Genomic DNA, 15,120 nt, shown 5'->3' on the forward strand with positions numbered 1-15,120 from the left:
TCATTCCATTTCCATGATTTCTTGCAACGTTTCTCCGAGCCATTTTTCTTGGTTTGCAGTTAGCTGCTCTTCCGTCATTTCACTAAAAAATGCTTCTGCTAATTTTTGAGGATCTTTCATTTCTAGTACTTTTCGTTTGCGCTTTGTTTGTTCTGCTCGACCGTTTGCCCGTTCAATCCCCAAAATACGAGGATATATTTGCCGAAGCTGGTTCATCATATTCGGGATGATCGTTCTATCAGTGAGATAGATATAGATGTAATTCTCCCGATTGACGGACTGATAAAAGGCAGGATCCAGCAATTCTTTGAAACTCGCTGTTATTTCTTCAATATCATGCAGGGGTTCGATCTCCCTAAAATTCAACTCCAGGCCTGTTGTCAGGTCAACGATCCATACGCCTTTTTTTTGGTTGATCTCAGATAAAGAGAATTTCAATGGGGAACCGCTATAGCGAGCATTATCCTGTCTCAAAGCAGCTTGATTATGCAAATGTCCTAGTGCTACATAATCAAACGGTGTAAGTAGTTCACCAGGGATCGAATCCAACCCGCCTACTTCGATTTTCGTTTCCGAATCAGATTTTACACTTCCCATTACAAAAAAATGGCTAATCAATACTTGTTTTTTTTCTGAATCAAATAGCTCCTGCATTTTATCTATCACCTTGGCTACCGCTTGCTTGATCGTTCGGATATTGTCATCTTCAAAATATAATCTCGCTGCAATTGGTTCAAAGTAAGGAAGAAAGAAAAATTGTACGTTTTTAAACTCGACTGGTTCAAATGCTTCTGCTAGCTGTGTTCGCAAAAAATAGTTCGAATAACTGAACCATGGCGTACCCGCTGAAAGTCTCGTACTGCTATCGTGATTTCCTGATATAGCAAAAATCGGGATCTTTTCCTTTAAATTCCAATCGACCATCAATTCATTGTATAATTCTACGGCATCAACAGCTGGGACACTCCTATCATATAAGTCTCCGGCAATCACGATTGCCTCTACTTTTTCTTCTTTCGCGATATCTAGTATAGAAGATAGTACATGACGCTGGTCTTCAATCAAGTCATAACCTTGTAGTTTTTTTCCGATATGCCAATCGGCTGTATGTAAAAAACGCATTCAATCACCTCAAAAAATGTCCTTCTAATTATTATAACACTTTGATCCATTACATGACACCTGTCTTCTATTTTACATATTGGAACGCAAAAAGAGGGCAGACTTGACGTCTCTCCCTCGTTTTCATTGAAAAAGTCTGAACTGAACAGGACAGTAGATTCAAAAGACCGCCCACGCATAAACTTATCATTTTATTTTTTTTTGACTTCATATTTGAAATCAGGGTTCACTTCTTTGTCCAATTTGTCAAAAGCTGCTTGTGTTCGTCGTTCGATCTCCGCCATACCTTCTTTATCCGTTTTCTTGATATCTGATAAGTCGATTGGTTCGCCGAAACGCACTGTCACTCTCTGACGCTTGAACAGATCCCCAAGTGTCAACGGACCTTGATATACAGCTGGCACGATTTTCGCTTTAGACATTCTGGAAATCAATGCCATTCCGCCTTTAAGTTCTGTAGCATGTCTTGTCCCACTGGGAAACATGATCAAACTCAAATTTGTCGATTTCAAAATCTTTACAGGTGTTTTAATGACGCTTGGTCCTGGATTTTCTCTTTTAACTGGAAAAGCATTGGATCGAGTTAATATAAATCGCAGAACTGGATTTTTGAACAGTTCTTCTTTTGCCATAAAGCTGAATTCCTTGGGTGCTGCAGCTACCGCCAGATATAATGGGTCCCACCAAGTACGATGGGGAGCAACTAGTATGTAATTCTCATCTTGCGGTAAAACTTCTTTATTCTCATAGCGGGCATTTCCATTAACTAAGGCTAATAGTACTCGAACTACCCCGCGCATAAATCGATAAAACATAGTCTCTTCCTTTCCCTTCTTATGGTCATAGTATGCATAAAAAATAGAGGTTTGACAAGCCACCTTGGTTCTTTTTAATAAAAATAGTATAATACAGACGACTATTTTTTTCATTTTGGAGGGAATCCATGCTTCACGAAGACGAACGAATCGACCAATTATACGCAGAAGATATCAAGATTATCCAAAGTTCCAAAGTGTTTTCTTTTTCTTTAGATGCTGTGCTGCTTGCTCACTTTTCCCGTGTACCTAAAAAAGGGAAGATTGTTGACCTTTGTGCAGGAAATGGCGCAGTTGGACTTTTTTTAAGTAAACGAACCCAGGCGGCTATCGACGCTATCGAACTTCAACCTCGTCTAGCAGACATGGCAAGACGTAGTATCGCGCTTAACCATTTAAATGAACAAATGACTGTCCACACCATCGATCTGAAAGACAGCTTATCTGTCGTTCGACATAATTCTTGTGACTTAGTCGTCTGTAATCCACCTTATTTCAAAGGGCTGCCAACAAATAAAACGAACCCTAATAAACACCTGGCAATCGCCCGTCATGAGATTCATACGACGTTAGAAGAAGTGATCGATATTTCAAGTAAGCTACTAAAAACAAATGGACGCTTTACTATGGTCCATCGTCCTGATCGGTTCTTAGAAATCATTCAGGTCATGGAAGACTATCGAATTGCACCTAAAAGGATCCAATTTGTTTACCCAAAACCTGGAAAAGAGGCAAATATTTTGTTAGTTGAAGGAATCAAAGAAGGCAAATTAGACGGATTCAAAGTCGCTCCACCATTGATCACTTACAATATGGATGGAGAATACACTGCAGAGATTCGTGAGATGCTCTATGGCAAATGAACATTATTTTTACGTATTATTCTGTAAAGATCAGACATTTTATGGTGGATATACAACCGATCTTTCTAGACGATTAGAGGAACATAACAATGGTACTGGTGCTAAATATACTCGTCTTCAAAAAAGAAGACCTGTTAAGATGATCCATGCAGAAGTATTTTCTTCAAGAAGCGAAGCAACAAAAGCAGAAGCTGCATTCAAAAAACTCACCCGAAAACAAAAAGAACGTTATTTACAGACACACTCAACCGTTTTGCTTCCTGAATCTATATGAATGTTAAAAACACGGTAAATATAAAAAAACTTCAGGCAAAAACAAATGTTTTTGCCTGAAGTTTTTTGTAGCTATCATTCTGTCACGTTTGTCTCACTGCTGTTCGTACTTGAACTTCCTCCTAGCAAGGCTTCGCTGACTAAGTGAATGTAATGTGTCATCCCTTCAGGATTTGGATGGACTTGATCATCATAAAACCAGTCACTATGGTCATTACTGTAGCTGTACCAATCAATCAGCGTCATATTGTCGTATTTTTTCGTCATCTGTTCAAGCATCGCATTCACGTCATTTTGCCAGCGCTTCGTCGGTACTCGGACATTGACCCAGTATACTTTTCGATCACCGATTGCATCCATCACACTATCAAACTGAGCTTCCGAGAATGAGCCATTCGTTCCTAGTCCAATCAGAACAGTGTCTTTCAACAAATCTTGTTCCTTTAATTTTTCAATGTACGGTACACTGGCATATAATTGTCGTCCGACATCTCCATCTACCACTACTTTTGGATAAAGTTCTTGTAGATCCGTTGCAGCATCCAACATAACTGAATCACCAAATGCCGTTAGTTCTAATTTTTGTGCCTTATTCCCTTGTGCCTTGGACAACTCGTACTTATCAAGGATCGCTTGGTCAACCGAACTAGTGGTGTTTTCTGAATTGTTTCTGGTTTCTTCTGCTAATTTTTTACTTTCAGCGATTTTTGCCTGCAGTTGTTTTTGATCGGCTGTTACAGCGTTTTTCGGTGCCGTAACGAAACCAACGAGTGCAATTGCTACAAGTAATGTGCCTGGAACAACCCATGGTTTGCTCTTACTGATGATCGGTTTGCTGAACCATCCTTTCATCACTTGGAATGTACGACCATAATCAAAACGTGCTAGCGGACGCTCCACATATCGATAAGAAAGTTCACTGATGATTAGAATCAATGTGATTTCCACTAAAGTATGCAACAAAACATGATCGGCAATATCAGTCACCTTTGCTTCATAAAAAATCATAACTGGAAACTGATACAGATAAATGCCATAGCTTCGTTTGCCAATCCAAGTAAATACTGGATTTGTCAGCCATCGATTCAAACTTGCTCCGGGGTGTGCTGTCACTGCAACTAGCACTACGCATAACAGACTCACTAGGAGCATTCCTCCGTAATAGATGAAATTGTAATGATCATCTAAAAAGAAGAAGCAAAGAATCAGTGCCAAAAGCGAGATTCCTCCAGCGATATTCAGAATATTTTTCGCTTGTTTCGGGATGTTTTTCTTTAAACGCGTACTTGGCCAAACAAACGCAAGCGCACTTCCCAACCATATAGAAAACAGACGAGTGTCGGTACCGTAATAAACACGGGTTGGATCGCCTCCTGGTGTATACAAGATCATCATCAAGATGGCGGAGAGGAAGGATGTACCTAACACAGTATAAAAGATCCATTTTCTTTTACGAACAAATACCATCAACAATACAAACAAGATCGGCCAAACCAAATAGTTTTGACCTTCTACTGCTAAAGACCAGATATGCGTAAACGGTGACTCATTAGCAAATCGATCGAAATAAGATAAACCGTTATTGATTTGCCACCAGTTGTTGACATACAGTAAGCTGCTGACCACAACTCCTCGAAGATTGTTTAACAGCCCTCGCTGAAACAAAGTGATATAAGCCGAAGCTGTCACAAGCATAAAAACAAGTGCCGGATAGAGTCTCTTCATTCTTCTGACATAAAATTGCCAAATATTGATTTTTCCATTTTGTTCCCATTCCTGCCGCAGCAGATCCGTGATCAAATAACCAGATACGACGAAAAAAATCGGAACGCCCAAATAGCCGCCTTTCATACTAGTTGGCAGAAGGTGATAGAAGATAACACCCACCACAGCTAATGAACGGAGCCCATCAAACCCAGTGATGTAGCGGCTGTTTTTTAACCTTTTTTGTTTTTCCATTCAATATTCCAACTTTTCATAAACTTTTTTCATTCGTAATATACGGGTATTAAGTGAAAATAGCAAGTAGAATCGTGTCCTTTCTCTACTATTTTTTTCTATCATCCCATAAATTTAAAAAAATAAACATGCTTTTTTTCAACTTTAAGAAAATTTCAAATAAAAAAGCAGTTTTTCTTTGCTGATTCTACTATGGTAGAAAAAAACTGCAGACAAACGAACGTCTGTCTACAGCAGTATTTCATGAATTTTTGTCAAACTCGATCTAAATGCCATCCTCATAGAAACGACCAAGTATCTGGACGTTTTCTGCAATACTTACAAAAGCTTGTGGATCAGAAGCTTTCATTGCTTCTCTAAGTAGAGGCAGTTCGTATCGTGTAACGATCGTCATCAATACTGTCTGCTTATCATGCTTATAAGCACCTTCTGCTTCATTGATGATCGTGATCCCTCTACGCATACAGTTTTGGATTTCATTTACTACTTTTTCTGGATGTTTCGTTACGATCATTACCTGCATCTTCTTTTGTTTAGTATAAACGACATCAGTTACTTTTCCACTGACGAAAATAGACAACGTACTGTAAAACATATATTGCCAGCCAAATAGAATTCCGGCAACAAAAACGATCAATGCATTGAAGTAGATCGAAATAGAACCAATCGACTTTCCTGTTTTTTTACGAATCGTGATACTCACGATATCTAGACCGCCCGATGATAGGCCGTTTCTCAACGCTAGCCCAATACCTAGTCCCATCACAGCCCCCCCAAACAACGCACAGATGATTGGATCGGTAGATAGGACTGTTTCCGGTAAAATATGGATACAAAGGGAGGTCAAAGTGACTGTGATAAAAGTGAAAATTGTAAACTTCTTCCCGATTTTTAACCACGCCAATACAAACAAAGGTATATTCAGTAAATACAAAGTTGTTGATACCGGTACTTCGAATCCTATCAGTGATTTTGACAAAGTCGTCAAAATCTGAGCTAGACCAGTAATACCACTTGAATAAATATGTCCTGGCTGATAAAAGAAATTCAATGCGACTGATGCGATCAACGCATAAACGATAGATACCGAAAGCTTGGTCGTGTAATCATGATAAGCCCAATTTTCGAATGTTTTTTTCATGGAAAAGCCCCGCTTTATATGTTATGGCTTCATTATAAAGTGTTTTTCAATTAAATCAAGGTTGTCAAAAGAAGCGTATTCGACAAATCCTTTTTACCTTTTTATCGGCTATTCTTCTATATTCGTTACATCAATATTCAATTCGAACAATTGTAAAGGCGAAACCATACTTGGTGCATCACTCATCACATCTGCTGCTTTTCCGTTTTTAGGAAAGGCAATGACTTCACGAATATTATCTTCTCCGGCTAATAACATTGCAAAACGGTCCAATCCTAATGCAATACCGCCATGTGGAGGGAATCCGTAATCTAAAGCTGTTAACAAGAAACCAAATTGTTCTTCCATTTGTTCTTTTGTAAAGCCTAGAGTTTCTAGTACTTTTTCTTGAAGCTCACGAGTATGAATACGGATAGAACCTCCGCCTAGTTCATAACCGTTCAAGACGATATCATAAGCTTCTGCATAGACTTTTGCAGGGTCTTCAGCCAATAACGGGATATCTTCTTCTTTTGGCATCGTGAATGGATGGTGAGCAGAGACATATCGACCTTCTTCTTCTGAAAATTCAAATTGTGGCCAATCAGTTACCCATAAGAAATTGAATTTCGATTCATCAATTAGTCCTAATTCTTTTCCTAAACGTGTCCGGATAGCACCTAATGCAGCAGCGACGATTTCACTTTTATCTGCGCCAAACATCAGCAAGTCACCTGGTTTTGCATCTGTTGCTTTAATGATTGCTTCTGTTGCTTCTCCCATGAATTTAGCAATTGGACCTTTCAATCCGTCTTCTTCTACTTTCAGCCATGCAAGCCCCTTAGCTCCGAATTGTCCTACATATTGACCTAACTGATCCATGTCTTTTCGTGAGTAGCGATCTGCAGCGCCTTTAGCATTCAATGCTTTCACGACACCGCCGTTTTCAAGAGCCATTTGGAAGACTTTGAATTCTACTTCTTTGACTGTATCGCTTAGATCGATCAATTCCATATCAAAACGTGTATCCGGTTTGTCGCTGCCGTAGCGAGCCATTGCTTCATCATAGGTCATACGAGGAAATGGCAATGTGACTTCGATACCGCGAACTTCTTTCATTACCTTCGCAATCAATCCCTCTGTGTAAGTTTGGATTTCTTCTGCTGTTAAGAACGTTGTTTCAATATCTACTTGCGTAAATTCAGGCTGACGGTCTCCACGTAAATCTTCATCGCGGAAACAACGAACGATTTGATAATAACGGTCGAATCCAGCATTCATCAGCAATTGTTTAAACAATTGAGGAGATTGCGGCAACGCATAGAAATGTCCAGCATGGACACGTGAAGGAACTAGGTAGTCTCTTGCGCCTTCTGGTGTAGATTTCCCTAGGTAAGGTGTTTCGATATCGAGAAAGTCATTATCATCTAAATAATGACGAATCGCTTTTGTTGTCGCATTTCTTAATTTGATGTTTTTAGTCATTTTTGGACGACGCAGATCCAAATAACGATATTTCAAACGTATTTCGTCACTGATTGCTTGATCATCTTCAATTTGAAATGGCGGGGTTTTTGCTTGATTCAAAATCACGATTTCACTTGCAATCACTTCGAATTCACCAGTGGCCATTTTAGGATTTACTGCATTTTCTCCGCGTCTTCTAACTTCCCCAGTCACTTCGATCACGTATTCACTGCGACATTTATCCGCGATTTCCCATGCTTCTTTGTTGATTTCAGGATTAAAGACGATTTGAACGATTCCTTCACGATCACGTAGGTCGATAAAGATTACTCCCCCAAGGTCTCGTCTTTTTTGTACCCATCCTTTTAATGTAACTGTTTGTTCTAATTGTTGTTCGGAAACTAATCCGCAATAGATCGTTCTTTGTGCCATTTATTTTTTTCCTCCTACTCGAATAAAGTCATTTCATCATAGACTTCATCAAAATGTTCATATATCTCTTCTAATGGAAAACTTTTTTCTTTTCGGCTTGCCATTGCTTTGACATTAATCGTTTGACTAGCAAGCTCATCTTCACCGATCACCAATACTAATTTGGCATTCGCTTTATCTGCTGTCTTAAATTGCGCTTTTGCTTTACGGTTCATGAAGTCGCGGTCAGCTGAAAAACCAAAGTTTCGAATCGCTTGGACCACTTTCAATGCTTCGATATTTGTTTCGTCTCCGAGTGCGACCACGTAAGCATCCAACTCATTAAATGCAGGGATAACTACTTCCTCTGCCTCCATAGTCAAGAGTAATCGCTCGATACCCATTGCAAATCCGAAGCCAGGTGTTGAAGGACCACCTAGTTCTTCCACTAGATTGTCATAACGTCCGCCTGCGCAAATCGTTGCTTGTGCCCCCATTTTTGGTGCGTCACTCATGATTTCAAAAATCGTATGTGTGTAATAATCTAGTCCGCGAACCATATTACTGTCGATTTCATAAGGAACAGCCAATGCATCCAGCATGGAAACAACGGTATCAAAATGTTTTTGAGCAGGCTCGCTTAGATAATCTAAGATAGATGGAGCTTCTGCCACAAATTTTTGATCTCGTTTGTCTTTACTGTCCAATACGCGTAATGGATTTTCATGAAGGCGGCGTTTAGAGTCTTCACTCAGCTCTGATTCAAAAGGTAAAAGATAGTCGATCAATGCTTGACGATAGGCTTGACGCGTTTCTTTATCACCTAATGAATTGATGACTAGCCGGATTTGCGTGATCCCCAACTGTTTGAAGAAATCAAGTGCCATCACCATGCTCTCCACATCAGTTGCAGGGTTTTCTGATCCAAATGCTTCTACTCCGATTTGATGGAATTGACGTAACCGTCCTTTTTGAGGGCGTTCGTAGCGAAACATTGGTCCCATATAAAAAGTTTTGAACGGTTTCGCATACTCTGGGCCGAACAATTTATGCTCAACAAAAGAACGAACGATTGGTGCTGTACCTTCTGGTCGAAGCGTCACATGGCGTTCCCCTTTGTCATAAAAATCATACATCTCTTTTGAAACGATATCCGTTGTATCCCCTACACTTCGGGATATCACTTCATAGTGTTCAAAAATCGGTGTACGCATTTCATTATACTGATAATCTCTGAATAATAAACGTGCTGTTTCTTCGACAAACTGCCATTTTTCTGATTCGCCTGGCAAAATATCATTTGTTCCTTTTGGTCTTTGGAAACTCATAGTTTTCTCTCCCTTTCTTAGCTATGTAAATAAAAAAATCACCCTTGTTCATCATGAACAAGGGTGAATGAAATTCATACACGGTACCACCTAATTTTGAAAGATTTCTCTTTCCTCTTACGAATAACGCTCGTACGCGGGACGGCTTTTCACTCGTCCATCTCCAGAGTGTCTTTAGGCTAATGAAACTTTAGATCATTTTCAGCCTCGATGATCCTCTCTTGTAAAGTTTCAAAAACTTACTCGCTCTTTCATTGACATTCGATATTACTTATAACCTACTAAAAACCAGTCTCAAAGTCAAGAGATATCTGACTATTTCCCCTCACAAAAACGTTTTAGTTCAGCTTTTTGGTATTTTGTTTTAGACTAGACAAAAAGGAGGAATCAGCTATGGCAGAAATAAGAATCGGACATTCACAAGTCTACGCAGAACAGCTTGGATTAGGAGCAAATGCCGTTGGAGGACATAATCTTTTTGACGGTTTGGAAGATGAGACAGGAAAACAAGTAGTTCGTACAGCTTTGAATAGCGGGATCAATTTGATCGATACCGCTTATGCTTACGGAAACGGCCGTTCCGAAGAACTGATTGGCGAGGTACTGAAGGAAAAAGAATATGATCGCTCACGTGTCGTCATCGCTACAAAAGCTGCTCATGTACCAAATAAAGGGCGAACATTTGATAATTCTCCTGAGTTTCTCAAACAATCGGTGGAAGATGCACTAAAACGTCTGCAAACTGATTACATCGACATTTTTTATATCCACTTTCCGGATGAAAGCACACCAAAAAATGAATCAGTTGCTACATTGCACGAATTAAAAGAAGCAGGAAAAATCCGAGCAGTCGGTGTGTCAAACTTCACGTTAGAACAATTGAAAGAAGCGAATGCAGATGGATATGTCGATGTAGTAGAAGATAAATACAGTTTGATCCATCGGCAGGCTGAAAAAGAATTATTCCCTTATCTTGAAAAAAACAAAATCAGTTTTGTTCCCTATTTTCCTCTTGCTTCCGGTTTGCTGACAGGAAAATATGAACTTGGTGAGGAAAAACAATTTGGTGAAGGAGATCCTCGAAAAAGAAATCCAGATTTCCAAGGAGAACGTTTCAGAGAAATTTTAACCGCTGTCGATGTACTTCGCCCCATTGCTAAAAGATACCAAGCCACTCCTGCGCAACTTGTTTTAGCTTGGTACATGAAGAATCCACGAGTGTCTGTAGTTATACCTGGAGCTAAGCGTCCAGAGCAAGTATCTGACAATGTCCAAGCTTTAGATTTGCATTTATCCAATGAAGATTATCAAACCATTGATGAAGCATTTCGTGGATTTTGATCAATTGACCTTATCAATTTATAGTAATATGAAAAAAGGAAGATCAGCACTGTTTGATCTTCCTTTTTTTCGATAAGTTTATGCTAATCTAATTCTTGTAAAGTAGCGCTCGGCTATTCGGATAAGTCGGAAACTGATTGAATGGAATCGTCCAATCTTGTTCAGGTACAGAGAACTCAAACTTATTTACTAGCTGATCGGAAAACACACGTAGACTATGAAGAGTGATCCATTCTCCTGCACAGCGATGCATTTGTCGAAAATTTCCCCCGCCTTGTGCAATCATCTCATATTCTTCTTTATAGGAAATATCTTTTGCTTTCCCTACATACCGTTTGATCATAAAGGAATCTGGCGCTTCAACTGTTCGTTCATCATGGTCTGTTCCATATAAATCTAAAATAACCCAACTGCCTTCTGGTATACGATAACCATCTACTTCTACTTCTTTCAGCGAAATCGCAGGTAGCATTGGGAAGAAAGGATAATAGCGTCTCATTTCTTGAATAAACGGATCTTGTAACGTCGAAAAGTCATTTTTTAATTGCTGATACAAATCTGGTCTACTGAAAAGTGCATGTCCCATCAATGCCGCCCACACAGTTAGAGCAACCGTTGGACGGATGATGTTCAATAATTCAACAGCTGCCACTTCCAGAGGTAAAAGCTGACCATCTAAATCTGTGGCATTGGCAAAAGCATATAATGCCACATTTTCTTTTCCAGCCACAGGATTTTGTCGAGCTTCTTCAATCAAGCCTTGCGCCCATTTTTCTGATTTTTTGCGATTCTCGACACCTTTTATGTGATCAATCGGAGAAGTAAACGTTCCGCTGATCATAGAGATTTGATATTCTGCTAATTTTTCGACCTCATCTTTAGAAATCGCTGATAAATTGATACCTGCCCACTCGCAAATAGATGTAAAGAAAACCATCTTACTTAAATCAAATAGTTCAAATTGACCATGCTGTGCTTCAAGTGCTTGTGTCAGATTCTTATCTAAGATACGATGATAATCTTCCATTCTTTCCGGTGTCATTAGATCCATAAAAATATTTTTCCGATGGTGATGAGCAGCTCCATCCAAAGTCTGTACTCCACCTTGACCAAAAAGTGTCTTCAATACTAATTTTGGCATAGCACCTTTTCGTTTGAAATTCCTTGGATCATAAAATACTTTTGCTGCTGATGATCCGTAGATCGTGATAGCTTCTTTATTGAAAATCTTTGCTTTGACGACGGGAGCGTCCGCTTCATGGCGTAACTCCTCCAACATGTTGTATCCTTTTTGATACAATTTTTTTAAATCTGTGATTTTGATATCTACTACTGGTACTTCTTTCATCTTCAGCAACCTCCTATAAAAAATAACTTGTATAATTTAAGCTTAACTTTTTTTCCGACTGCTGACAAAAGAAGCGCTTTTTGCAGACAAAAAAGCCACTTAAGTTAGAGTTTATCAGTCTAACTTAAGCGACGTGTTTCATAGTTTTTACTAGTGAAAACCAGATTACTTTATTTGTTTTTAGAATCAATAATGATCGTTACAGGTCCATCATTGACGAGAGAAACCGACATATCTGCTCCGAATTGTCCGGTAGCGACTGTGATGCCGCGACTTCTGATTCCTTCATTGAATGATTCGTATAAAGGAATAGCTGTTTCTGGTCGTGCGGCTTCCACAAAGCTTGGTCGATTTCCTTTTTTCGTATCCGCAAACAGTGTGAATTGAGAGATACTTAAAATTTGTCCTCCCACATCTTCTACACTAATATTCATTTTTCCTTGTTCATCTTCAAAAATACGCATTTGTGCAATTTTTTTTACCAGATAGTCCACATCTTTTTGCGTATCGGTTTCATGAATGCCTAATAAAACAAGTAGGCCGTAGCCAATTTTTCCAATTTCTTGCTGATCGACTGACACAGCAGCTTTACTTACCCGTTGAACAACTGCTCTCATATCTGTCCTCCTATCCATTCGTCCGGCGTACACTGTAGACATCAGGTACTGCTTTGATTTTATCCACGATACTCTTTAGGTGGGATAAATTCTGGATACCAACCGTCAAATGGATCGTCGCCATTTTATCTTTATTCGTCCGTGCTTCAACGCTGTTGAGATTTTTCGTTAGCGCATTGACTGTTTGAAGTACATCATTCAATAAGCCTGAACGATTATAGCCGTAAATTTCCAAATCTGCATCATACTCTTTTCGTGTATTCGATGTATCTTCCCATTCGACTTCAATCAAACGTTCTGCTACATTTGGTTTGTCAGGCTGAACATTCGGACAATCTCGACGATGAATGGATATCCCTCTGCCTTTAGTGATATAACCAACGATATCATCACCAGGAATCGGATTACAGCAGCGACTGATACGAATTAGTAAGTTTTCTACCCCTTGAATGACAACGCCACCTTCATGACGTACTTTCATTTTGTCAGGTTCTTTTTTCGGCTGATTCATGATTTCTTCTGCTTCTTGCTTTTGCTGCTCGATTTTTTGTTCTTTACGTTCTTTTTCAGTCAGACGATTGGCCATCGTCAAGGGGCTAACTTCTCCATACCCTACAGCTGCATAGAGATCATCTTCTGTTTGATAATTAAAACGATCGAGTGCTTCTTGCAGTTTGTTCTTCGTCAAAATATCTTTAGGCGTAAATCCTAGATCTGTAATACATTTGACCACGGATTCGTGGCCTTTGATCACATTTTCTTCTCGATCTTGGGCTTTGAAGAAACGTTTGATCTTATTTCTTGCTTTGCTAGTAGCAACTAATTTCAACCAGTCGCGACTTGGGCCAAATGAATTTGGAGAAGTCATGATCTCAATGATATCTCCGTTTTTCAATTTGTAATCAAGCTGCACCATTTTGCCATTTACTTTTGCACCAGTGGTTTTGTTACCGATATCTGTATGGATACTGTATGCAAAGTCCAATGGTCCGGATCCTTTTGGTAACTCAGTAACGTCTCCTTTTGGTGTGAAGACGTAGACTTTATCACTAAAGATATCTCCTTTTACGCCTTCCATAAATTCAGAAGCATCATAGCTTTCGTCTTGAAGTTCGAGTATCTCATGGAACCAGCTTAATTGTTTCGTCATACCATCTGGTTCTACTTTTTCATTTTTTCCTTCTTTATAGGCCCAGTGTGCAGCAACCCCGAATTCAGCGATTTCATGCATTTCCTGTGTTCGGATTTGAATTTCTACCGGATTTCCTGCCGGACCGATCACGGTAGTATGCAAAGATTGGTACATATTAGCTTTTGGCATGGCAATATAATCCTTAAATCTGCCGGGCATTGGTTTCCATTTTGTGTGGATTGCTCCTAATACAGCATAACAATCCTTGATTGAATCTACGATCACTCGAATAGCTAGCAAGTCATAAATTTCGTTGAACTGCTTTTTCTGATCTTTCATTTTACGATAGATTGAATAAATGTGTTTTGGCCGTCCATAGATTTCTGCAAAAATCCCCAGCTCTTCTGTCGCTATTCGAATATCTTCAACAGTACCACTTACGTATTTTTCACGTTCTTCTCTCTTCGTCTGCATCAAGTGGACGATACGGTAATACTGTTTTGGATTTAGATAACGAAGTGCTGTATCTTCTAATTCCCATTTGATCCGGCTGATCCCTAGACGATGTGCAAGAGGCGCATAGATTTCTAAAGTTTCCTGAGCGATCCTTCTTTGCTTATCTTCTCGCAGGTGCTTCAACGTACGCATGTTATGTAGTCTATCAGCTAATTTGACCATGATAACTCGTAAATCTTGAGCCATTGCTAGCAGCATCTTTCGGTGGTTTTCTGCTAGCTGCTCTTCGTGGGATTTATATTTTATTTTCCCTAATTTGGTTACGCCGTCCACTAACATAGCAACGTCATCGCCAAATTCTTCTCTCAGATCTTCTAAAGTGATTTCTGTATCTTCAACAACATCATGTAAGAAGCCTGTAGCCACTGTATGGGGATCCATTTTTAAATCTGCTAATATACCTGCGACTTGGATAGGATGAATAATGTAGGGTTCGCCTGATTTTCTAAACTGTCCGTCATGTGCAGCAGTCGCGTATTCGCATGCTTTCTCAACAAATGCTACATGTTCGGGACCCATGTATTGACTAACGAGCTTTATGACACCGGGTCCCGTTAAAATTTCTTCTTTTGTCACAGGAATCGATCCCCCTTTCTTTTTTCGGTAAAACGGGAATCGGGACAAATATCTGTTTGATAATTGTCCCAAAATCCGTGCAGTTATACGTTTTTTTACGGAAATGTTCGCTTTTTAAAAGCTTTTTCAAACGATTTTTCGTATCCATTGTATAAATAATTGTTTCTATTATACAAATTGTTGACTATTTTTTCAATTCTTTCTGTCGATACTCTTTTATTAATGAAGAACG

Annotated in this window: 12 protein-coding genes; 3 read left to right on the forward strand and 9 right to left on the reverse strand. The window is 39.3% G+C overall.

All coding sequences use genetic code 11. The annotated features are described in order from the left end of the window. Both PYW34_RS10730 and PYW34_RS10735 read right to left on the reverse strand, forming a co-directional pair. The gene (locus tag PYW34_RS10730) at positions 1 to 1,122 is read right to left on the reverse strand and encodes an exonuclease SbcCD subunit D (RefSeq protein WP_002288955.1); all 1,122 of its coding nucleotides are present in this window, start codon (positions 1,120 to 1,122) and stop codon (positions 1 to 3) included. A gap of 191 nt (positions 1,123 to 1,313) precedes the next feature. Continuing rightward, the gene (locus PYW34_RS10735; RefSeq protein WP_002288956.1) at positions 1,314 to 1,937 is read right to left on the reverse strand and encodes a lysophospholipid acyltransferase family protein; all 624 of its coding nucleotides are present in this window, start codon (positions 1,935 to 1,937) and stop codon (positions 1,314 to 1,316) included. A 128-nt stretch (positions 1,938 to 2,065) separates the two neighbouring features. Here PYW34_RS10735 and PYW34_RS10740 point away from each other — a divergent pair, with 128 nt between their 5' ends. Further along, positions 2,066 to 2,800: a tRNA1(Val) (adenine(37)-N6)-methyltransferase gene (locus tag PYW34_RS10740; RefSeq protein ID WP_002288957.1), complete on the forward strand. Its 735-nt coding sequence runs from the start codon at positions 2,066 to 2,068 to the stop codon at positions 2,798 to 2,800. Beyond that, entirely contained in the window at positions 2,790 to 3,074 is a 285-nt protein-coding gene (locus tag PYW34_RS10745; RefSeq protein ID WP_002304776.1) for a GIY-YIG nuclease family protein, read from the forward strand. The genes PYW34_RS10740 and PYW34_RS10745 overlap by 11 nt, the downstream gene beginning before the upstream one ends. Positions 3,075 to 3,148: 74 nt before the next feature. On the opposite strand, the gene PYW34_RS10750 is transcribed toward PYW34_RS10745, so the two are convergent. The 4 genes from PYW34_RS10750 to hisS form a co-directional block, all read right to left on the reverse strand. Beyond that, entirely contained in the window at positions 3,149 to 5,032 is a 1,884-nt protein-coding gene (locus tag PYW34_RS10750; RefSeq protein ID WP_002303199.1) for an acyltransferase family protein, read from the reverse strand. A 265-nt stretch (positions 5,033 to 5,297) separates the two neighbouring features. Beyond that, complete coding sequence (locus tag PYW34_RS10755; protein WP_002293644.1) at positions 5,298 to 6,173, reverse strand: YitT family protein; 876 nt, start codon at positions 6,171 to 6,173, stop codon at positions 5,298 to 5,300. 108 nt (positions 6,174 to 6,281) lie between these two features. After that, entirely contained in the window at positions 6,282 to 8,051 is a 1,770-nt protein-coding gene (gene aspS / locus PYW34_RS10760) for an aspartate--tRNA ligase (protein ID WP_002289105.1), read from the reverse strand. A 14-nt stretch (positions 8,052 to 8,065) separates the two neighbouring features. Beyond that, positions 8,066 to 9,358, reverse strand: a complete 1,293-nt coding sequence (gene hisS, locus PYW34_RS10765; RefSeq protein WP_002289103.1) for a histidine--tRNA ligase — start codon at positions 9,356 to 9,358, stop codon at positions 8,066 to 8,068. Positions 9,359 to 9,751: 393 nt separating this feature from the next. On the opposite strand from hisS, the gene PYW34_RS10770 reads away from it, so the two are divergent. Continuing rightward, entirely contained in the window at positions 9,752 to 10,699 is a 948-nt protein-coding gene (locus PYW34_RS10770) for an aldo/keto reductase (protein ID WP_002289101.1), read from the forward strand. Positions 10,700 to 10,787: 88 nt separating this feature from the next. Here PYW34_RS10770 and PYW34_RS10775 read toward each other — a convergent pair whose 3' ends face one another. From PYW34_RS10775 to PYW34_RS10785, 3 genes are all read right to left on the reverse strand, one after another. After that, positions 10,788 to 12,047, reverse strand: a complete 1,260-nt coding sequence (locus PYW34_RS10775; RefSeq protein WP_002289099.1) for a cytochrome P450 — start codon at positions 12,045 to 12,047, stop codon at positions 10,788 to 10,790. Positions 12,048 to 12,217: 170 nt separating this feature from the next. Continuing rightward, positions 12,218 to 12,664: a D-aminoacyl-tRNA deacylase gene (dtd, locus tag PYW34_RS10780; RefSeq protein WP_002289097.1), complete on the reverse strand. Its 447-nt coding sequence runs from the start codon at positions 12,662 to 12,664 to the stop codon at positions 12,218 to 12,220. Positions 12,665 to 12,674: 10 nt separating this feature from the next. Then, entirely contained in the window at positions 12,675 to 14,888 is a 2,214-nt protein-coding gene (locus PYW34_RS10785; protein ID WP_002289096.1) for a RelA/SpoT family protein, read from the reverse strand. Positions 14,889 to 15,120 lie beyond the last annotated feature (232 nt).

The sequence above is a fragment of the Enterococcus faecium genome (assembly GCF_029023785.1).
In the GTDB taxonomy this organism is placed as follows: domain Bacteria; phylum Bacillota; class Bacilli; order Lactobacillales; family Enterococcaceae; genus Enterococcus_B; species Enterococcus_B faecium.